The sequence below is a fragment of the Thalassolituus sp. UBA3500 genome (genome assembly GCF_002377545.1).
Lineage (GTDB): Bacteria > Pseudomonadota > Gammaproteobacteria > Pseudomonadales > Oceanobacteraceae > Thalassolituus.
On sequence record NZ_DFQB01000032.1, the window covers coordinates 90,490 to 111,374 of the forward strand.

At 52.0% G+C, this 20,885-nt stretch carries 15 protein-coding genes and 1 riboswitch; of the genes, 5 read left to right on the forward strand and 10 right to left on the reverse strand.

Translation table 11 applies throughout. The features are described from left to right. A partial coding sequence (locus tag B2R29_RS07915; RefSeq protein ID WP_301180546.1) for a hydantoinase B/oxoprolinase family protein occupies positions 1-1,436 on the forward strand: 1,436 nt, incomplete at its 5' end. Here B2R29_RS07915 and B2R29_RS07920 read toward each other — a convergent pair. The 3 genes from B2R29_RS07920 to B2R29_RS07930 form a co-directional block, all read right to left on the reverse strand. Further along, entirely contained in the window at positions 1,433-1,939 is a 507-nt protein-coding gene (locus B2R29_RS07920; RefSeq protein WP_301180547.1) for a hypothetical protein, read from the reverse strand. The two genes, B2R29_RS07915 and B2R29_RS07920, sit on opposite strands and share 4 nt — an antisense overlap. Positions 1,940-2,049: 110 nt before the next feature. Continuing rightward, entirely contained in the window at positions 2,050-2,901 is an 852-nt protein-coding gene (locus B2R29_RS07925; protein ID WP_301180548.1) for a peroxiredoxin family protein, read from the reverse strand. A 16-nt stretch (positions 2,902-2,917) separates the two neighbouring features. After that, positions 2,918-4,198 (reverse strand): NADH:flavin oxidoreductase/NADH oxidase family protein, encoded by a 1,281-nt coding sequence (locus tag B2R29_RS07930; RefSeq protein WP_301180549.1) that lies wholly within the window; start codon positions 4,196-4,198, stop codon positions 2,918-2,920. 217 nt (positions 4,199-4,415) lie between these two features. Here B2R29_RS07930 and B2R29_RS07935 point away from each other — a divergent pair, with 217 nt between their 5' ends. Together B2R29_RS07935 and grxD are read left to right on the forward strand one after the other, a co-directional pair. Further along, complete coding sequence (locus B2R29_RS07935; RefSeq protein WP_301180550.1) at positions 4,416-6,353, forward strand: transglycosylase SLT domain-containing protein; 1,938 nt, start codon at positions 4,416-4,418, stop codon at positions 6,351-6,353. A 117-nt stretch (positions 6,354-6,470) separates the two neighbouring features. Beyond that, positions 6,471-6,791 carry a Grx4 family monothiol glutaredoxin gene (grxD, locus tag B2R29_RS07940; protein ID WP_301180551.1) on the forward strand — a complete coding sequence of 107 codons (321 nt, stop codon included), beginning with the start codon at positions 6,471-6,473 and terminating at the stop codon, positions 6,789-6,791. 91 nt (positions 6,792-6,882) lie between these two features. Here the strand turns inward: grxD and B2R29_RS07945 are convergent, their stop codons facing one another. The 5 genes from B2R29_RS07945 to B2R29_RS07965 form a co-directional block, all read right to left on the reverse strand. Next, on the reverse strand, positions 6,883-8,076 hold the full coding sequence (locus B2R29_RS07945) for a hypothetical protein (protein WP_301180552.1): 1,194 nt from the start codon (positions 8,074-8,076) through the stop codon (positions 6,883-6,885). Positions 8,077-8,103: 27 nt separating this feature from the next. Beyond that, positions 8,104-10,059, reverse strand: a complete 1,956-nt coding sequence (locus tag B2R29_RS07950) for a TonB-dependent receptor (RefSeq protein WP_301180553.1) — start codon at positions 10,057-10,059, stop codon at positions 8,104-8,106. A gap of 96 nt (positions 10,060-10,155) precedes the next feature. Then, a riboswitch (cobalamin riboswitch) is annotated at positions 10,156-10,377 on the reverse strand. A 40-nt stretch (positions 10,378-10,417) separates the two neighbouring features. Continuing rightward, positions 10,418-12,361 carry a two-component system sensor histidine kinase NtrB gene (locus B2R29_RS07955; protein ID WP_301180554.1) on the reverse strand — a complete coding sequence of 648 codons (1,944 nt, stop codon included), beginning with the start codon at positions 12,359-12,361 and terminating at the stop codon, positions 10,418-10,420. Between the two features lie 25 nt (positions 12,362-12,386). Beyond that, positions 12,387-13,316: a ketopantoate reductase family protein gene (locus tag B2R29_RS07960; protein WP_301180555.1), complete on the reverse strand. Its 930-nt coding sequence runs from the start codon at positions 13,314-13,316 to the stop codon at positions 12,387-12,389. Positions 13,317-13,331: 15 nt separating this feature from the next. Then, complete coding sequence (locus B2R29_RS07965) at positions 13,332-14,429, reverse strand: hypothetical protein (RefSeq protein WP_301180556.1); 1,098 nt, start codon at positions 14,427-14,429, stop codon at positions 13,332-13,334. 176 nt (positions 14,430-14,605) lie between these two features. On the opposite strand from B2R29_RS07965, the gene B2R29_RS07970 reads away from it, so the two are divergent. Both B2R29_RS07970 and B2R29_RS07975 read left to right on the forward strand, forming a co-directional pair. Then, complete coding sequence (locus B2R29_RS07970) at positions 14,606-15,091, forward strand: YajQ family cyclic di-GMP-binding protein (protein WP_301180557.1); 486 nt, start codon at positions 14,606-14,608, stop codon at positions 15,089-15,091. A gap of 5 nt (positions 15,092-15,096) precedes the next feature. After that, positions 15,097-16,416, forward strand: a complete 1,320-nt coding sequence (locus B2R29_RS07975) for an MFS transporter (protein WP_301180558.1) — start codon at positions 15,097-15,099, stop codon at positions 16,414-16,416. Between the two features lie 12 nt (positions 16,417-16,428). On the opposite strand, the gene B2R29_RS07980 is transcribed toward B2R29_RS07975, so the two are convergent. Further along, a complete protein-coding gene (locus B2R29_RS07980) occupies positions 16,429-19,479 on the reverse strand; it encodes an error-prone DNA polymerase (RefSeq protein ID WP_301180559.1) in 3,051 nt (1,016 codons plus the stop codon). 11 nt (positions 19,480-19,490) lie between these two features. Further along, the gene (locus B2R29_RS07985) at positions 19,491-20,885 is read right to left on the reverse strand and encodes a Y-family DNA polymerase (RefSeq protein ID WP_301180560.1); all 1,395 of its coding nucleotides are present in this window, start codon (positions 20,883-20,885) and stop codon (positions 19,491-19,493) included.

A 20,885-nucleotide genomic window follows, 5' to 3' on the forward strand; every position in this document is an offset into this window, starting at 1 on the left:
TCTCGTGCGCTGTTTTTGATTGCGAGGGTGAGTTGGTTGCAAATGCGCCGCATATTCCCGTTCATCTGGGGTCAATGAGTGAAAGCATTCACGTTGTCATGCGTGAGCATAGCGATATGCAGCCGGGTGACGCGTTTGTATTAAACACCCCTTATAACGGTGGAACGCATCTCCCTGATGTCACAGTGGTTAAACCTGTCTTTATCAGTGATAGTCAACGCGCCGATTTTTTCGTCGCGGCGCGTGGGCATCATGCGGATATCGGTGGGATCACTCCAGGCTCCATGCCAGCCTACAGTCAGCACATCGAAGAAGAAGGGGTGTTGTTAGACAATCTGGTCCTGATGCGTGCTGGCGAGTTTCAGGAGTCCTCACTTCGTGAGGTGCTCCTGTCTGCAAAGTATCCGGCCCGTAATCCGGATCAGAATATTGCCGACCTGATGGCTCAGTTAGCAGCCTGCGAAAAAGGCGCTGAAGAATTGAAGCGGCTGTGTCAGCAGTATGGTTCAGACACAGTGCACGCGTACATGAAGTACGTGCAGGATAATGCTGAACAGACACTGCGTGATTGTCTGGCGCAACTGCCATCCGGAAGTTTCAGTTATGCCATGGATGATGGTACGCGATTTAAAGTGATCATTGATGTTGATCATAATTCCCGTACTGCTGTGATCGATTTTAAAGGTACCGGCTATCGCAAAGGTCAGCCAATGCATCCGGGTAACTTTAATGCGCCAACGTCGGTCGTAAAGGCGGCAGTTCTCTATAGCTTCCGGGTGCTTGTGAATAAGCAGATGCCCTTGAATGCAGGCTTCTTCCGGCCGTTAGAAATCCGGGTACCTGACGCATCGATTATTGCGCCGCAATATCCCGCGGCTGTTGTTTCTGGCAACGTCGAGACAGCCCAGTACCTGGTTGATTGCTTAATGGGGGCGCTTGGCCTCATGGCTGGTGGTCAGGGAACGAATAATAATTTCACCTTTGGTAATGAGCGTTATCAATATTACGAAACACTGTGTGGTGGCGCGGGAGCAACAGAAAAGGCCGCGGGCGCGAGTGCAGTCCATACTCACATGACCAATTCCCGTCTGACCGATCCTGAAATTCTGGAGCAGCGTTACCCAGTGGTACTTGATCTATTTCATGTTCGCCAGTTCAGCGGCGGTGCAGGAGAGCACCGCGGTGGAGATGGTGTAGAAAGGCATATTCGTTTTCTTGAGCCGATGACTGCCAACATTATCAGTGGTCACCGATCAGTGCCTACGTTCTCATTGAATGGTGCCGGAGAGGGTAAAACAGGGGTGAACTTTGTTCTGCGACAGTCTGGGAAGATCGAGTGGTTACAGGGCTGTGCAGCCACTGATATTGCATCCGGTGACACCTTTTGCATACACACGCCCGGAGGCGGAGGCTGGAATGGTGATAGCGGGTCTTAACGAGACCCGCGACAGGTTTCCGGAACCTGTGCTGCGACAAAATAATAGCCCTGCCAGATCTGTTGCTCGCCTTTAAAGGCGAAAAACTGGACGGCCTGATTGCTGTAACAGGCGCGGAATTTTATTCCTCGGGTCGAGTACCCCTTGATACTGGCCACCGCCAGCTCCGGCAGTTCGTCGGCGTTCACATAGTAGAAGGTTGCATCGGTGAGCTGGTTTACGAAGCGTCGATCTTTCTGCAAGGGGACACATTGCTCAGAGGAGGATGCGCGTGAAATGACCGTAAGCGTCTTACTGTGCTCCTGATCAGATACCTGGTGCAGTGTTAATTCATCACCGATTTTCAGGTTTTCATTGTGTATCGCCAGACAGCTGCCAGTGACCCAGCCGAGTTTTTCAGCAACTTCGTTTTTACGTTCTGGAGAAACGGTGACGCATCCCGAAAGCAGTGCGCTGATTGCTATAGTGATAAGTAGTGGGGTGGTCACAACCTGACGTGGCATAACGGGTCCGTATCGACTTGAAATATGCTCTCTACTATACAGTAATTAGCTGATCTGTAGAGAGCACACCCCTCTGACGCGCCTTGCGTTGAAGGGTATTTGGAGCGACATCAGATCGCCCGGATGACTTCAAGAAAGGTCTCTGGTTCTGGGCGAACCCGATAATTATCCGTCTCATGCGTCCAGACAACCGTCCCTTGCTTATCGATGATAATCACCGTCGGCATGGGTGCTTCGGTATCGTAGCCCATGGCCTCCAGGCCGGTAGGGATGCCAAATTCAGACGCAATTCCCAGTACTCTGGCAGCCTGATTATCTTTGTCGGTCATAAAGCGGAAATTCACACTGAATTTCTCAGCGAGTTCGCGTGTGTATTTGTGGGGTTGTGGCGATACCATGATCACTTCAGCGCCCAAGGCTTCAAGCTCCTGATACTGCTTAGCAATCTCTTTGATCTGTGCCATGCATAGCGGGCACCAGTTGCCGCGATAAAACAGAATGACAGCAGGTTTACCGGCCAGCTCGCTGCTTTGAATGATATCGCCGTTAACGTCTGTGAGTGTGAATGCCGGTAGGGGCTTGCCAACCGAGAGTGCTTCGCTCTTAATGCGCCCGTAGCGTGAATACCAGTACACGTATAACAGAAAACCAGCGTAGCTGATCAGGGCGAGGCTTAATGGCAGCCAGCTGTCACCCGACGAGCCCCACGCGGTCAATGCGACGCCGACAGCAATCGGCACATGTGCCTCAGGCAAATCTGCGCTGGTGCGGGCCATCACTGGCTTGACCATCAGAAAGCCAATGACGAGAGCCATGGGCGCGGCCGATAACAGCACGCCAGACCAGGTCAGGGCATTACTACCTTCTGCCAGTTGCCACACGGCATACGCGGAAATCAGCGAGGCAACCGTGAGGTAGGCAGACACGTAGGCGGCTTTCAGGCGGTTAACCAGTCCTTTCATCAGTATTTTTCCTTTATCAGGCTCTTAAACGACCGACACGGTTGAATAACCCACGATATGTCATCAACCAGAGTACGTCGAGCAGTGACCAGAAGCCCTGATCCTGGCGGCGTGGTGCTTTGCCTTTGCCCATACGGTGCAGTTGGCGTTCGTACCAGGAGACTTCCATCAATGCCATTTTATCGATCATTTTTACGCCAGTTTTGATCGGGCGAACAACGCTGGTGAAGTCTTCACCGCTGAGAATGCGTTTTACCAGGTCAGGCTCGACACACAGTGGACGGCCGAGGCCAACCAGATCGCAGGCTCCGGATTCGACAGCTGCAGCCATTCCTTCGGAGGTACGGAAACCACCAGTGACCATGAGCGGGACATCCACTTTGCTGCGCAGCATTTCAGCGAACTCAAGGAAGTAGGCTTCACGCAGCTTGGTCGACTCTTTTACCGGCTCATCTTTACCGAGTTTTCTATTGTGATGCTCGCTGCCCTGAGCCATCGCGGGGGTTTCGTAGGTGCCGCCTGAAATTTCGATCAGATCAATGCCCAGCCCAGCCAGTGTGGTTGCGACGGTGGCTGCGTCATTTTCATCAAAGCCGCCCCGCTGAAAGTCTGCAGAATTCATCTTAATGCCAATACTGAAGTCTGTTCCTGTGGCTTCACGCATGGCTTTATAGACTTCGACAACGAAGCGCATACGGTTTTCTATCTCGCCGCCCCAGCGGTCGTCCCGCTGATTGTGGTGAGGGGACAGAAACTGGCTGACCAGATAGCCATGTGCGCCGTGAATCTGAACACCGTCGAACCCCGCTTGTTTGGCCAGTGCCGCAGCGGTCGCGAAGCGTTTGATGCAATCCTGTATATCGTCTTCTGTCATGGCCCGCGGCGTACCGAAGAAGGCCTGCATTTCTTTCCGGAAAGGAATGGCGCTGGGTGCCATCGGATCATTATTCAGCATCTTTGGGGTCTGCTTGCCCGGATGGTTAAGCTGCATCCAGACCAGGCCGCCCTGCGATTTAGCTGCGGTTGCCCAGGCTTTGAGCATCTCCATATCACGATCGTCTTCGAGCACCACATTGTTGGGTTCGCCCAGATGGCGGCGGTCAATCATCACGTTACCGGTAAAGCTGAGCCCGGTACCACCTTCAGCCCAGCGCTGATAGAGTTTCGGCAGCGCTTTAGTGACGCGCAGATCGACACTGCCCAGAGTTTCACTGAGTGCCGACTTCGCAAAGCGGTTAGGCACAATGCTTCCGTTTGGAAGCGTGAGTGTCTGTCCGAGAATCTGGCTGGCGTTCATTGGTGGCTCCTGTGGTGACCAATATGAGAAACAGCCAGCACTATACGGTGAAGGGAAGTGTAAATTGATGTTATTTTGAGCCAAACTCGGGTAGTGTCAGTAACAGAAAGTAACCAGCCGTGTCGGTTGTGCCACATAGCGGTTGTTGTTGTGTCTTTCTGGAATATAAGAACTAACCTGTACAGACAATCTCTTATTCGGGGTCTTTTCGAAGCCGATGAGTAAATCGTATCTGCAAGTACTTACAGGCCTGATCGTCGGGCTGGCCAGCCTCAGCACTTTTGCGCTGTCAGATGCAGAGTTTAAAACGTCTCTGGACGCTGCCCGCAGCGGTAAGTGGAGCCAGGTTGATGACGCTGTCTCGGAGCATGTTCTTGCTCCCTATATTGAATATCACCGTATCAAACGTAATCTGCCGGATGTGTCTGCCTCTGACGTCAGGTCTTATGCGACAGAGAACTCCGATTCGCCTCTTTCGCGCTGGATTGTCCGTCATGCGACTCTGACCTACGGTGCAGCCCGAAAGTGGGATGAAGTACTGTCGTTAAATGAGTACGCACCCGCTGATGCGCCAGGGCGTTGCATTTATTACCGTGCAAAACTGATTAAAGACCAGACGGCAGCCTTTGATGGTGGACGGCAGTTATGGCTGAGCGGCAGCTCGCGCCCAGAGCAATGTGATGATCTGTTTAAAGCGATGCTTAGCCGGGGTGAAATTAACGAACAGGCAATCTGGCAGCGTGCTGTGATGGCACTGCAAGCGGGTAACCGCAGCCTATCTGACTATTTGTTGCGAAAATTACCAGCGGAGTGGAGAGTTGCTTCAAGTACCTTCCGTCAGCTTCGTTCGTCGCCAGAAAAACTTCTTACCCTGGATAAAACATTTCCTGCTGGCGTTGAGCGCAGCGACATGGGATACGCGGTTCTGGCGTATCTTGTGCGCCGGAAGCCCGAAACTGTCGCTGAGTTATATCCAAAACTGTCAGAGGCAGGTGTGTTGAGTGATGCTCAACTCGAGCGTATTGGTAACATGCTTGCAGCACGCAGTTATAAATTTGATGCCGGTGAGCGCCCCGACATTATTGATCAGCTCCTGACTGACCTGGGCGATGGCAACCTGATTGGCCCTGTACTGCGTGAAGCTATTGCTCAGTCAGACTGGGATGCCGTGCTCGCCTGGACCGATAAAGTGCAGGGTAGCGATAAAGACTCGGGATACCACATGTACTGGCGCGGCCGTGCGCTTGAAGCGCTGGGGCAATCTGAAGCTGCTCATCACGCCTACACGAAAGCTGCCTCTGCCCGTGAGTTTTATGGCTTTCTGGCGGCAGAAAAACTCGCCTTGCCATATGAGCTGAAGCAGTCGACAACGAGCTTGCAGGAAGGACAGTTAGAGACCGTTGCCGAGACGCCCGCCGTTGCCCGTATTCGCGCTCTTTGGGCGATCGGCGAAGAAGGGCTGGCAGCTGATGAGTGGAATTTCACGCTGCTGCGCAACCCGTCAGATACGCCGGTGTATGCCGAGCTGGCGAAGCAGAATGGTTGGCCAGCACTCGCCGTTCAAGCGACGATTTCCGGGCGCCACTGGAACTTGCTGGAGCACCGCTTCCCACTGGCGTATCAGGATGAGTTCAGCCGCTGGGCTGAAGAATACGACCTTGATCCATCATTACTGATGTCGATTGCGCGTCGTGAGAGTGCGTTTAATCCGCACGCACGCTCTCCGGTCGGGGCTCGTGGCCTGATGCAGATTATGCCGGCAACGGCGAAGCAGGTGGCCAGAGAAAAGAACCTGGTTCTAAACGACGTCAACGACGACCTGATGGACTACCGCACTAACATTCCTCTGGGCAGCTACTATGTGCGCTCTTTGCTTGAGCGTTACCAGGGAAATCTGATTGCTGCCCTGGCCGGCTACAACGCGGGCCCCCATAAAGTGGATCGCTGGCTCAAGGACGCACCGGTTGCTTATGATCAGTTTATCGAAAGTATCCCGTATCGTGAGACCCGCGATTACGTCAAAGCAGTGCTCGCTTATCGTGTTATTTTCAGCAGCCTGAAGGGCAAAGAAGTGACGGCAGTACTTGACCCTGATGAGCGCGTGTTTGCACAGCAGCTCTCTCAGGTGGAATCAGTGGTACCGGCTCGCAACTGACTTACGTCCCCGTCAGTGCGTGTCACTTATCTCTGGCTCCATACCTGAGCATCATGGTCGGGAATATGGTAAACTGCCGCCAGTTTCAGTTAATACGAACAGTGAGAGACAGACGCTATGGATATCATGCAGGTCATTAAAGATCAGATCGAAAACAACGACATCCTTCTGTACATGAAAGGTTCACCGAACCAGCCACTGTGTGGCTTCTCTGCACGCACCGTGCAAGCAGTCATGGATTGCGGTCAGAAGTTTGCGTACGTTGATGTACTGTCTAATCAGGACATTCGCGCGAATCTGCCTAAGTACGGTAACTGGCCGACCTTCCCGCAGTTGTGGGTGAAAGGTGAGCTGGTAGGTGGGTGTGACATCGTCACCGAAATGTACGAAAAAGGTGAGCTGAAGACTCTGCTTGAAGAAGCAGCGCCAGCTGAGTAAACACCGCTTGTGGGGTCGGACAGCTGCTTCGGTACCCGTAAATCAGAAAAGCCCGCTTAGTGCGGGCTTTTTTGTATATGACTGCCTTCGATCAGTCTCGAATTTCCATAAATTCAAGATCAATAACCGGCATTGAAAATTTGAGAGCTTCGCCCTGCACTTCGCCCTCTTCGTTGAGGACAACGATATCAGGCGCTTCTGCGTTATCAATACCAACCCACAAGGTGTTGTCAGGGCCTGATTTAAGAATGCCGATCTTCTCGTCTTTTAGTACGTCAGGGTTCACAGCCGTAAAACTGGCCACGTCGTCCAGTGGAAAGCTATAAAGAATACTGCGAAGGTTGGTATAACCCTGTTCCAGGTTCAGCTTTATAAAACCTGTATCGTCTACCAGAGCAATACTCATCACATGGTAGTAAGTGTCGTTACTTGTATCTTCATCATCTGAAATATCGTTTAAGTCAGAGAATGTGGTTCCGTTAACTAAGTTAGTCACTGCATAGTCATCAAGGCTTATCCGGTCGAGTGCACCCGAATTATTACTGTAGTCTCCACGACCTGAGACGTACACGTAATCGTCATCAGCGACTAATTTAAACAAGTTATCGGCATTAACAGGAATACCTTTCAGTCCGGTCTCGTTGGTATTAGTGTCGATCTCGTTATCACTTTCGATATCAATGACAGCAACGTAAGACTGTGTCGGTTGGTAGTCGGCGTCCAGGCGCTGCAGACCAACGAATAATTTATCATCCGCGACGACGGCGGCAGACATACGTGGATAGGTTGCGCCCTCTGCGACATAAGCAGCCAGACCAATTTCTCCAAGGACAAAATTCTCTTCATCTGCAGATGGGTCAACAACCAGAATGCTGGATTTTCCGTAGCGGATTACGTACGCCTTATCTTCTGCAACTTGTACAAATTGGTAAGTATTACTTGATGAGCTTTCTGGTTCAGTGAGGCTGTAGGTGTAATCGGCCTGAAGGAATTCAGCAGCGGCGTCATAACGTGTCAGCGTATCAATATTAAATTTACCAATGTGGTAGAGGTATTGCTCGTAAACATCGATGGTATAGTCCGAGGCATCCTTGTTTGCATAGTTTTCAACAATTTCGGTTTCGCCTACGGTGCCGACCGCGATTTCACTACTGGAATAATCAGCGGCTCGCATTTGAGCAATAAAGGTATGCCCACTAACACTGCTGCTGTTGGAAGAGTCGTCACCAAAACAGCCGGTCAACAGGGCTGTAGAGAGCGCAGTTAATGCGAGTTTTTTCATCATGCCACCTCGTTATTGAATTCGTTTACTTTAAAAATTTAAGTGTCCCGAAAGATAAATCTGCCGTCCTGCAACGGGTCGGTTCGAATAATCCCGGAACTGATTATTGGTTAAATTGTTTGCTGCTACTCTGAGACCCCAACGGTTCTGTTCGAGCTGATAAGTCAGATCGAGTGAACGCCGTATGTCGCCTTCGATATTATTGCCTGAGTCCAGATAGAGGTTGCCCGCCAATTCGTAATCCAACGACAGTGAATGCTGTTGGTAAGACGTAGTCAGGCCGAACAGATAGCGGTCGTGATAGATGCCTGGCACTTGTTTTCCTTCAAATGCTCGTACATCGCTGATCAGTTCACTGGTGTAGCTTGCTGCCGATATCGTCGGCTCTAGTGTGATTCCCTTGAGCTTTTCAGTGTGTATCAGCTCAACCTCAACGCCTTGCATGATCGAGTCAGACACATTGATATAACGGCCGATACCGCGACTGTCATAGATGGGCACAATGGTGTCTTTGGTTTTACGGGAAAATACAGACAGAGTGGCTTCTGATTGCTGACTAAACAGACGTACGTCGATGCTCAGGTTATCCGACGTTTCTGCCGAAAGGTCGTCATTACCGAGCATTAAACCTCTGTCACCATAACGCTCATACAGGCTGGGTATACGAACGCTTCGGCGGGCGCTGAGCGCAGTTTCGCTGAACAACGACACATGAGTAAATGACGCGCTGGCACCGGTGAAACTGTCTTTACTCTCAGTGCGTGCCGCGTCATCGGCATGAGTTCGTTCATTACTTGTGCGGTAACCACGGTGATAGATACTTGCACTGGTCTTCCATGGCGGGCTGATTCGGTAGTCAGCACCTGCAGTCAGATTGATGACCTGCTGCTTTGCGCTCTGATCACAACTGCCTTGCGGAGTTGTGCAATCGCGGCTGTCGGTATCATTTACATAGCGGCTTTGATACTCATCAAATTCGGCCCGGATGCCACTTCTGAGTACCAGTTTGCCTGAGTGCAATTGTGGTGATGTCGCGATTTCGGCATGGCGGAGTCGGTAGCGGTTATCGTCTTCACCCAAGCCTATATTACTCTCTGGATCACGATAGCTTTCGTTTTTGCGTGACACTGCAAATGACCAGGGTAGATGAAATCCTTCAGAGGCTGAGGCGTTCGAGTTAGACGTCGTAAATCGAATTTCCCGGGTGCTGTAGTGGGCTTTATTTTCTGGTGAATTCCGAAAATAATCCGGGATGTTTTTACGCTGATGCTGCCAGCTCAGCTGGCTGACGACGGTGCCTGTTGTCGCTGCAAGTTGCGCGGTATGGCGGAAGAACTCCGCATTGTTCAGCGCTTCTTCTGAATTGCGTGCATCGCCATTCCAAGGCGCTGGGACTGGGTAATCAAAGCTATTTTCGCTGTATTCGCTACCCGCGTATACCGAAAGATAATTATTGATATTGCCGCGTGCTGAAGCACTCTTATAACCATGATTACCTACGGCGGCCGCCAGTTGATTCTGATACTCCTGCTCACGGGTAATAATATTAACAGTGCCGCCGATTGCGCTGTCGTAGAGGCCACCATGACTGCCGCTGCTGGATATTTCGACCCGTTCAATCATATCAACGGGGATCTGGCTGAGGTCGTAACCGCCACCCTGAGCATCGTTTATGCGGATACCATTGACGAGCACGGTGGTTTGACGGCCGCTGGCGCCGCGAACAGAGAGCAATACCGGATCACCGAGCCCACCGCTGTGCTGCACTTGCATACCGGTCAGGCTTTTGAGGTAATTTTGCAGACTGCCATAACGTGACTGCAGTTCCTCTCCATCAATACTTGTCAGTCCAGCGGTGGTCACCCGCTGAGCTGTTTCGACGACCGTTGGCAGGGTGAGTGCGTCGGGCACAGTTTCACCGTTTGCCAAAGCAATTGCTGGGCTGAGAGCAGAGATCAGAAACGCAGTTCGGAATGTAAAAGTCACAACAACATCCGCAGATGCTGCAGCTGGGATCAGCCAATGGAGGCGCGTAGCGGATTGTCGCCACGCGTTTACCACCGACCTGTCGCCCACCGCAACATCGGTTAATCTTCACAGGCCGGTATCCGGGCTGACGACTGAAACCCTGACATTCTGAGGGCTTCCGGTGTTGATGCCTTCCCATGCATAGCACAGTGGCGTTGTATCAATACCTGGTCGATCACCGTTGCGGGGGCAGCGCTGGGTTTGTTGTTACACGCACCAGTCTTCCCGTTTAACCTCTGTCTTGCCGACAGAGGCACCTGAATTGCAGGGGAGAGTACTCGTGGGAGTGAGTTGGGTCAAGTTGGACGCTGTTAAGTCATCCGTTCTTTTCGGCGGGAAGGCAGAGAACGAAGCAGGCGCCACCCAGGGCGCTGCGCTGATACCTCAGGCGTCCCTGGTGGTGTGATGTAACGATGAAGTACGACACCGACAGCCCGAGCCCGGTACCGTCGCCGACTTCTTTGGTGGTGTAGAAGGGTTCGAAAATATGAGGTGCAATATCTGCCGGAATGCCGGGGCCGTTATCTTCAATTTCGAGACAGGTCATATTGCTCTGGCGGCTTGCTTTGATTCTTACCTTAGGGTGCCAGCCTTCGCCGCCATCGTGTTCTTCCAGGGCTTGTTGAGCATTGCGCAGCAGGTTCAGTAATACCTGTTCAATCTCACTCGGCACACAGTGAATCTGGGCATCGCCTGCGGCTTTATCGATGTCCAGATCGATATGTTTCAACGAAAGATCGTTGTGGGCAATATTCAGGGTCGTATTAATGAGCTCGGTGATGCCGATGTCGCGCTTTTGCAGATGGTCGTTGCGCGAAAACTGCAGCATATTCGCGACGATTCGTGCAGCACGCTCACCGGCACTCTGGATGTGATCAAAAAACTGGTCAATTCCTCTGCCCGTGAGGTATTCGTTCAGCAGATCCATACTTAAGCCAAGCTCGTCTGCAAGGCGTTGATTGGCCGCGAGATTGGGGTCCAGCCGCCGACGTGTGTTCTGTAAGTTCTGGAGAATAGCGCCCAGAGGATTGTTAATTTCATGGGCCATCCCAGCAGCCAGACCACCGACCGTCATCATTTTCTCGGTCTGCACCATGACTTCCTCCATACGCTGACGCTGGGACACATCGTCGATACGGATGACCAGGCGCGCTTGCTGGCCGCTCGGCAATGGGTAAGCAAGTACATCGGTGACCAGTACTTTGTCATTGAAGCGGATCTTTACCCGCTCGGACTTCACCATTTTTGGTGTTTCTCCAGGGGTCGACGGCATCAGGTTGAGCTCGCCTAATTCTGGTATCAGCTGCGTCAGAGGCAAGCCGTTGAGTTGGGAGTATTCCATGTTCAACCAGTCACCCGCCTGCTCATTGCACTGAACGATGCGGTTGCGTGAATCAAGTGCGAACAGAGCGGTCGGCATGGCATTCAGAATACCGTCGAGCAGGGTCTGGGTATTTTTCAGCTGTACTTCGACGCTACGACGGACGGACACTTCTTTCGCCAGATTTTCGTTCATCTGGCGGGTTTCTGTCGACAGACGTGTTGCACGTAGACGGGCATGTTCTGCTTGTTGATGGGCCGTTTTCAGGTGTTGTGTGCGCTGGTTGCGGCGCCAGAAAAGGTCATTCAGGGCTTCAATAAGTGGGTGAAGGTCAGGGTCTCGGAGTTTCAGAGTAATCCGGCCATCGTCATCGCGGGTGTTGGCTTCGCGAATGTCTTCCAGCAAGTGCATGTACGGCGTTTGCTGCCATTGGCGGGTCATCAGGTAGAGCATAAATACGAGCATCGCCGATAGCGTGACGATCACCAGGCTGGTGCTCAGGGTGTCCATGTAAAAAAAGCCGGGGAGTGACACATCGTTCCTGACCACCAAATCGAATTCGTCATCGAGAATGGCAAAGCGGTATTCAAAATAATCATCAGGGAAAGGTTGTGCATGGAGGTTGGGGGCTAAGAGCGTCGCGCCTTCGCCCGAATGACTGTGAGCCAGGCGTTCTCCGCGCTGGTTGTACAGTGCCGCTTCCTGAATCTGATAATGCTGTGACATATGATACAGGGTGGTCTGTACGGCTTGCAGCTTACCGGGAGAGGCAGCCATCTGGGCTTCAATAATATGACCCATGGTGCGTGACAGATCAGGCGCCAGATGTTCGCGGCCAATGCGTTCAGCGGCAATAACGTATGCGAGGGTTGCGACAAGGATGATGCCTGAACAAACCATTACCATGGCGAGCATCGATTTCTGTCGCGCCAACATCATATGAACTGGCTTCCTTTTATGTGCATTACCATGCTGCCTCCCGGGCAGAAATTGACTGATAGAGTTGTTCTGTCAGTGGTGCACTTAATCCATGCTGCTGTGCATGTTTCAGCAGGTACCCACAGATATAAGGTAACTCAGTTGGGCGCTGATGCAATACATCCTGAAGAGTTGACGATTGATTCTGTGCGGTTGCCTCAGCAACCTTTGTTGCCTGTTGTGTTATATCAAAACCGGTTTTCCAGTTCAGATTATGAAACAGGCTCGCGACTTCGGCGCTCAATGCTTTAAAGTCCCGGCGCTTCTCTTCACTGGCCAGCAGCTCACCATTGCGGCAACCATGATGCGCGGTGAGTGGGTTAATAATGGCGTTGATGGCGAGTTTTTCGTGCAGCACCTGTTTTATATCAGTGGTTAGCTGCATGGCAGGAGGAAGTTGAGCTTCTCTATCTTCCGTAGAGTGCTGCCAGCGCCCTGCCAGTGTCTGCCCTTTACCAGCGTATATAACGGTTCCGTTATCCGCCCGGTACGCTCCTTCGGTGGATGAACCGACCCAGAGTTCGGCGTTTATTTTATTTTGCGTAAGCCATGCCGACGCTTCGGCCTGCTGACCCATCCCGTTTTGCAGAAGAAGAATCCGCGACGTGTTATTCAGCCGATCTTTAAGGTCACTCAAAATATCTATTGTGGCTGCTGCTTTGGTCGTGACAATCAGCCAGTCGACCACTTCGCCCTGCCAGGGTTTTGCAGAAAAGGTGTCGACTGTGGTGGTGACATCAGAGGCACTGGCGGAGGTCTGTAAAGAGAAACGGGTCTGCTGCCGGCGATTATGGGTGAACAGGGTCTGAGATCGGCAATGCCAGGCCATCAGGGTGCCCAAAGCACCGACGCCTGCGACGACGATGCGTTGGCGTCCGGTGGAACTCTGGGGAGTATGAATATCAATCTGCGTCATAACCCGATTATATGACTACTGATTCACGACGTCCTTGTTTTCTGGTTTTTCGGCGTCAGCATCCGGGTTAACGGCATCGTCTGTAGGTTCGCCTTCCTGGTCTGCTGTCGCTTCTGCTTCATCGTCAGGAGAGGTTGTGCCCGATGAGCGCTCAGCGGACGACTCAGCGGGTGACTCGGTAGAATACTCCGCCGGCGACCAGAGCGCGCTCAGTTTGTCGAGGAGTGACTGAGGATGGTCGGCGGGTATTCCCCTGAGCCAGAGGGGAATCGTATCTTCATCTTCATCCAGCAGGTCGGCGATGGTTTCATAACTTAGCTGGCGCTTTTCCAGCAGCCAGGCAACCAGTGGCATCAGGCGTTGGTACTGACGCCTGAATGACGAATCTTTCAACGACTCGAGGGTGATACCAAAACGGCCAGCGATGAGTTGCAGGGCATCGTCCCGTAATCGTCTCAGTTCATTGGCGCTGCGGCCCGGCTGATTCATTTCAGCGCGTGCCTGTTGCTTCTCGGCTAATGCCGGGCGGCCAAACAGAAGAAATTCAGGGTGATCGCTCTCGTTCAGGTTCATTCGCGTAGCGTGTGTCGTATTCATCAATGACTCGTAACGCAGTGAGCGATTGTGACGGGTCTGACAGACCTGATTGAGCATTCGCCCACAGTCGATCCAGCCCGGCGGGTTCAGCGAGCGGTAGTGGTGATCACTGCTCCATGAATACATGCTGGCGTCAGGCACCAGGTTTCTGCTGACAGGCAGTTGATGCAGGGTGATGATTAGGTCCGCGAGACAGGCCTGTTCATCAACCAATACCGGGCTGATTTCTTCTGAAATAACGGCTTTGTGTGCATCCCAGAGGCGCTCATGTTGATCGGTGAATCTATCGCGGATGTCGTCGATGATGCCGGGCCAGTCACGCTGGCAATCCAGGACACAATGGATTTCGTGGTCAAAAAACACATAGGCAAGGAGCGTTGAGCCATCAATATGACTGAGCAGGTGCGCGGCATAATCGTACTCAAAGACTGAGCGGAATATTGCCTGCTGTCGGGCTCCGGTCATCCGGAAGTAATAGATTCCCGGGCCATGCAGTGTTTTCTGACGATTATCCATGCGTTGCTCTCAATATGCCTGTTCAGCGACCTGGGCTATTCAATGCCTTGAATAGCGATGCAGATATGCTCTAAGACTAGTGCGTTTACGGACTTTCGCCAGTCTTCAGAAAGGCCGTTTCTTTGCAATATCGCAGATGGCGCGGTATATATGGCGACATTTACAGGAGACCCGATATGCCATCCTTTGACGTTGTATCAGAAGTAGATAAGCACGAAGCACAGAACGCCGTTGATCAGGCGAATCGTGAATTGAGCACTCGTTTCGATTTTCGCGGGGTCAGCGCCAGCTTTGAGCTGAAAGACTTTGTCGTCACTATGATCGCTGATAACAAAACCCAGCTCGACCAGATGAAGTCTATGCTGATCAGCGCCATGATTAAGCGTTCGATCAAAGCGAATTGTCTCGAGTTCGCAGAACCTCAGGGAACGGGTAAGCAGGTAAAAATTCTGGCGACTATGCGTCAGGGTATCGATAAAGATCTGGGCCGCAAAATTGCCAAGCTGATCAAAGACAGCAAGATCAAGGTTCAGGCCAGTATTCAGGGCGATACCGTGCGGGTTCAGGGCAAAAAGCGCGATGACCTGCAACAGGTGATGGCGATGCTCCGGGGTGAAGAATCTATCGATATGCCGCTGGCATTCAAAAACTTCAAAGACTGATATTTATGAGCGGGATGCCGCTAACGCAGCTGTTACGTGAACCGCGCCTGCGGATGATCTTTTTATTAGGCATCTGCAGCGGCTTTCCATGGGTTCTGATTGGCTCTGCTATGACAGGCTGGCTGACGGATGCTGGCTTGTCACGCACGAGCATCGGGCTGTTCGGTTCTATCTTCTTTGTTTACGCCATTAATTTCCTTTGGGCGCCTGTTGTTGACGGTTTTCGCCTGCCTGTTTTTCGCCGTTTAGGTGATCGTAAATCCTGGATTGTTTTCCTGTTGCTGGTGATGACTCTGGCGTGCTGGGGCATCAGTCAGATTTCTCCGCAGGCGAGTATGGTGTGGCTGAGCATGCTGGCAATGACCATTGCTTTAGCGTCTGCGACCTGCGATATCGCGATTGATGGTTTTCGGGTGGATAGCTTCGACCCCGAAGCTGAAGCCGAGCTGATTCCTTATGCCGCGGCGTTTGCTACCAGTGGCTGGTGGACGGGTTACAGCCTGCTGGGAGCTGCGGCTTTTTATATGAAAGGTCTGTCGTCGATGGCCTGGGCCGATGTGTTTTTCTATCTGGCCCTGTTCTGTCTTTTTATCACCGCTATGGTGGCGATATTAGTCGAGCGCGATAGCCGACGCCGGGAAAAGCTGGAGAGCCGCGTCGCAGGTCTGAGTCTGCGGGCGCAGCTTCGGTTTACTCTGATCGAACCTTTCAGAGCCTTACTCAGCCGCTATGGCAGTACGATAGTTCTCCTGCTTCTGTCTTTTCTGTTTACGTTCAAAATGGGCGAGGCGTTTCTTGGGCGTATGTCGATTACCTTTTACAAGGAAATTGGCTTTACCGATGCTCAGATTGCTACCTATTCAAAAATGGTGACCTGGTGGGTGACCATCGTTTTCAGCTTAATCGGCGCGTATTTTAACCAGAAACTGGGGATTTTCAGGGGGCTCTTGATTGGTGGTCTGGCGATGGCGGGGACCAATCTTCTGTTCGCCTGGATTGCTGTTTCCGGACCTCTGGAAAGCCTCTACCTGTTTGCTGTGATTGCCGATGGGTTTACCAGTGCTTTTGCGACAGTGGTGCTGGTAAGCTTTGTTACCCTGCTGACTGATCGGGTGTTCTCGGCGACTCAGTATGCTCTTCTGGCCTCGATCGCGAATTTTGGCAGGACAACAGTGTCTGGTGCCAGCGGTTATGTTGTCGATTATCTTAACGGTGATTGGGCGACTTTCTTTGTATTGACCACCCTGATGGTGCTGCCGAGTCTGGTGATTCTCTGGTGGCTGATACGCCTGTTGCAGGAACGCAATTTCATATCCCGTGACTGACAGGAGTGTGGATCAGTGGAAATCATGCGACTGAACTTTCAGTCGCTCCAGTGAACCACTCAGGTCGAGCAGCCGGTATGCAATCATGTGGGTAATGCCGCTTTCGGGGTCTTGCTCAACTTTGCCGTATACCTGTAACAGTCGTGCGTGAATTAATGTATCCAGCTGGCGTTTTGCTGTAGCCAGCCAGACCACAATATTTGAGCAACCGGTTTCATCCTCGAGCGTAATAAAGGTAACGCCTGCTGAGGTTCCGGGGCGTTGGCGGCAGGTGACAATACCGCTGATATAGCTCTCGTCACCGTGTTTCAGTTGTTTTAAACCTTCTGCTGTCACGCTGTTGCCCAAGAGGCCCTGTTCACGCAGGACTTCCATTGGATGGCGCCCAAGAGTTACCCCCAGACTCTGATAATCTTCCAGCAGGTTGTCCACTTCGTTGGGGGCGTCGAGTGTCCATTCATCGGGCATCGCCAGAGGAGCCAGTAAATCAGGTTGGTAAGAAATATTCTGAGGTTCGGCCGCCTGCCAGCGTGCATGGTAGCGATGCTCACTGAGGGCGCCAAACGCACCTGAAGAGGCCAGTGCTTCTCGTTCTTTACGGTTGAGCAGGCTGGCCTGGGTGCAGTCAGAAATGGTTTTATATCCTGTATCCGGCCGGGCGTTGATTAGTCGTAATGCCGCATCCTGATTCATGCCTTTGACCAGGCGCAGGCCAAGCCTGACGGACCCATCTGGCAGTGCTTCGTGGTCCCAGTGACTGTGATTCACATCGACCGGATGAACGACCACCTGATGATGTCGCGCATCATTGATCAGCTGCGCCGGGCTATAAAACCCCATAGGCTGGCTGTTGAGCAATGCGGCAAGGAACACTCCGGGATGGTGGCACTTCAACCAGGCCGTCAGATAAACCAACAGAGCAAAACTGGCGGCATGAGATTCCGGAAATCCATATTCACCGAAGCCTTCAAGCTGACGTTGAATTCTCTCAATGTAGGCTTCTGAAAATCCATTTTTGAGCATGTTCTCCCGAAGACGATTTTGCAGCCGGTGCATGTGGCCTTTTTTTCGCCAGCTGGCCATGGAGCGTCGTAACTGGTCAGCTTCAGAGGCCGTAAAATCTGCGGCGACCATGGCAAAAGCAATGACTTGTTCCTGAAATAATGGCACACCATGGGTACGTTCAAGAATAGGTCGTAGCTCTGGCAGTGGATAGTCTGCGGCCTCCTGTCCGTTTCGTCTTTTCAGATATGGGTGCACCATATCACCGTGGATAGGGCCGGGGCGGACAATGGAAACCTGTACCACAAGATCGTAATAACAGGCCGGTTTCAAGCGCGGTAGCATATTCATCTGGGCACGGCTTTCGACCTGAAAAACACCGACAGAATCTGCTTTCTGTAGCATTTTATACGTCGCCGGATCTTCCCGCGGAATGTCACTGATCTGCATACCTAAGTGATTCAGGCTACGACGTATCGCCGTCATCATGCCCAGACCGAGAATATCCACTTTCATCAGGCCTAGCGTTTCGAGGTCGTCTTTATCCCATTGAATAACCGTGCGTTCTTTCATGCTGGCGTTTTCTACAGGGACCAACTCATGCAGACATCCTTCGGCAATAACAAAGCCGCCAACATGCTGCGATAAATGACGTGGGAAACCGAGAATGTCTTGTGTCAGTGAGCGAAGACGTTGCGTCAAAGGACTTTGATCTGTGTCTGGATAGACATGATCCATCCACTCGCTGCCGTGATAGCGGCCAGCGTAGCGGGCAACGATACGATCCTGCTCTGCAGTACTGACTCCTAGTGCTTTGGCGACATCACGCAAAGCGCTGCGCGGTCGGTAACGAATGACGGTAGCCGCCAGCGCCGCCCGTTCACGTCCGTATTTCTGATAGATGTACTGAATGACTTCTTCGCGCCGCTGACTCTCAAAATCAATATCAATATCCGGTGGTTCGTGGCGCTCTTCTGAAATAAAACGCTCAAACAGAAGCTGGACTTCCTGTGGGTTTACTTCAGTCAGGAATAAGCAATAGCAAACCACCGAGTTGGCTGCAGACCCCCGCCCCTGACACATAATATTTTTTGAGCGGGCGAACTGAACAATATCGTAGAGAGTGACAAAGTAATGTTCGTATTTTTTCTGTGCGATCAGGCGAAGTTCTTTATCGATGATCTGTTGAATACTTTGAGGAGTGCCGTCAGGAAAGCGTATAGCTTCTCCTTTCTCTACCAGATCCTTGAGATATTCCCGCGCACAAAGGCCGTCAGGAACGGAATCTGTGGGGTAGAGATAAGAGATTTCATCCAGATTAAAGGTACATTTTTCAGCGATTATTATGCTCTCCTGTAACCAATGTTCAGGATAGAGGTGAGACAGTTTTTTCAGTGATCGCAAGTGACGTTCGGCGTTCGCGTACAGTCGATGTTTTATCTGATGAACCGGTTGGTTCATGCGTATGGCGGTCAGGCAATCCTGCAGGCTATGACGTGAAGGATGGTGCATATGTACGTTACTGGCTGCCACAACAGGAAGATCGAAAATCTCTGCCCAGCGAGCGATATCAATGTAGTGGTGGACATCAAATTCATCCAGAGTACGCTCCCCCAGCAGCCACAGGCGTTGCTGAAAGTGTCGGATTAATAATGCGAGCTGTGGAAGCATACACTGTTCTGCCGGCAGCCAGAGCAACAGGCAGTGCTGCAAACTGATGAGCTTTGCAGGATCAAATGTGTAGTGCCCTTTTTCTGCCTGGCGCCGGCATTGAGTAATGAATGTTGAGAGTTCAGCGTACGCCGCACGCCCGGTAACGAGCACAACATACAGGCCACTGTCATGATGAAACTCGCTACCAATAATCAGCTTTAATGGCAGGTTTTCTTCTTTGATAGCCCGGTGGGCACATACGACACCTGCCAGGGAGCATTCATCAGTCAGAGCCAATGCCCGATAGCCAAGGTCAGCGGCCTGCTGCACTAACTCTTCGGGATGAGAGGCGCCCCGCAGGAAGGTGAAATTACTCAGACAGTGGAGTTCAGCGTATGGCGTAGTCATGGGGTATTCGTCTATGAAAAATAACCATGCAGAAACCAACGTCTCTGGTCATCTCTGAAGACCCAGAGCAATTGCTCATCGTGCATGACCTGATAGTAATCGCGTCGCGTTATCTGGCTGTCCCACCAACCGCTACTGATGCGCATTGGGCCATGGATGATCTGCGCGGGAGACACATAAGGAATCGGCTCAGGTAATAACCAGATGGGCCAGTCGCCAGTTCTGGCAAGGCTATCAGGCAAGCGTTCATCCGCTGGTTGTGCTTGCCATGAAGCCTCCGGGCGAGGGTCGCCAGTGCTTTGCAGCACAGACACCTGACTGGCTGATAGCTTAGCCTGTAAGCGGTTAATCAGGCTGGCCGAATGAGCCTTCGGGGCGTCGGTTGCCAGACATGATGCTTGTTCCTGTTGCCTTGATGTGAATTGGGTGACGCTGAGTTGCAGCTCAGTCACTGGGGCACGCAGAGACTGTTTATCCAGCTGATACCGACACAGCTGCAGTAATTCTTCATAGCGATATTCATGGCTGGCAAAACTGAATAGCCAACGGGTCTCTGGTGGTTCCCGATGCAACAGACGCAGGGCTAGCCAGCGGACCGAAAGCTGATGATGATGGAGATACCCGCAGAGGCTGTCGAGCAGACGAGCCAATGGAAAAAATAGCCCATTTCTGTGTTCGGCATCATGACTGAAAATGACTTTCTCAGAGAATTTCAGCGGCGGAGTAAAAAGACCAGAGGGCGGTTTTTGCTGTCCGTGCAGTTGCTGTAGTTGTTGCATTAACTGCGGGCAGATGCGGCGGCCAGTCTCTGCAAGAGGGAGTTGTAATAATTCGCCGAGGCGTTGAATACCAAGTCGTTGCAATGCCAGTAACTGCATGTCGTTGAGGTGTAATTCATCTAAAGGGAGTGTCTGAAGTGCATGATTTTGTTGTTCGGGGTTCAGAGACAATGTATTCACTCCGGCCAGTGCCTGCCAACGTGCAGAAACGGGAGTCAGGCCCAATCCATATTTCACTGGCCAACGATGTTGTTCGCAGCTGTTTCTGAGCGTATCAACGAAGGCTTCGATGCCCCCAAACAGCTTCAGCATGCTTCCTGCTTCAAGCCATAGTCCTTCGGCAGGGTCCGGGAATATCTGCGCCGAATAACGATATGCCCACAATGCCCTCTGCTGCAGTAATTGCTCGGCATACTCCTGATTCAGGGTATGACAGATAATTTCCGGACACAGAAACAAAGCACTCGCCAATGGCATGTCTGAACGGATTCCGCGCTGCTTTGCGGCTGTAGATACTTGTATTACCCGCTGTTGGTCCTGCGTAATCACAACGACTGGGCTGTGACTATCATGAACCAGGCTATGCAGGTACATGTCCGGAAAGTAGAGGTAGAGCCAGGCGTTCAT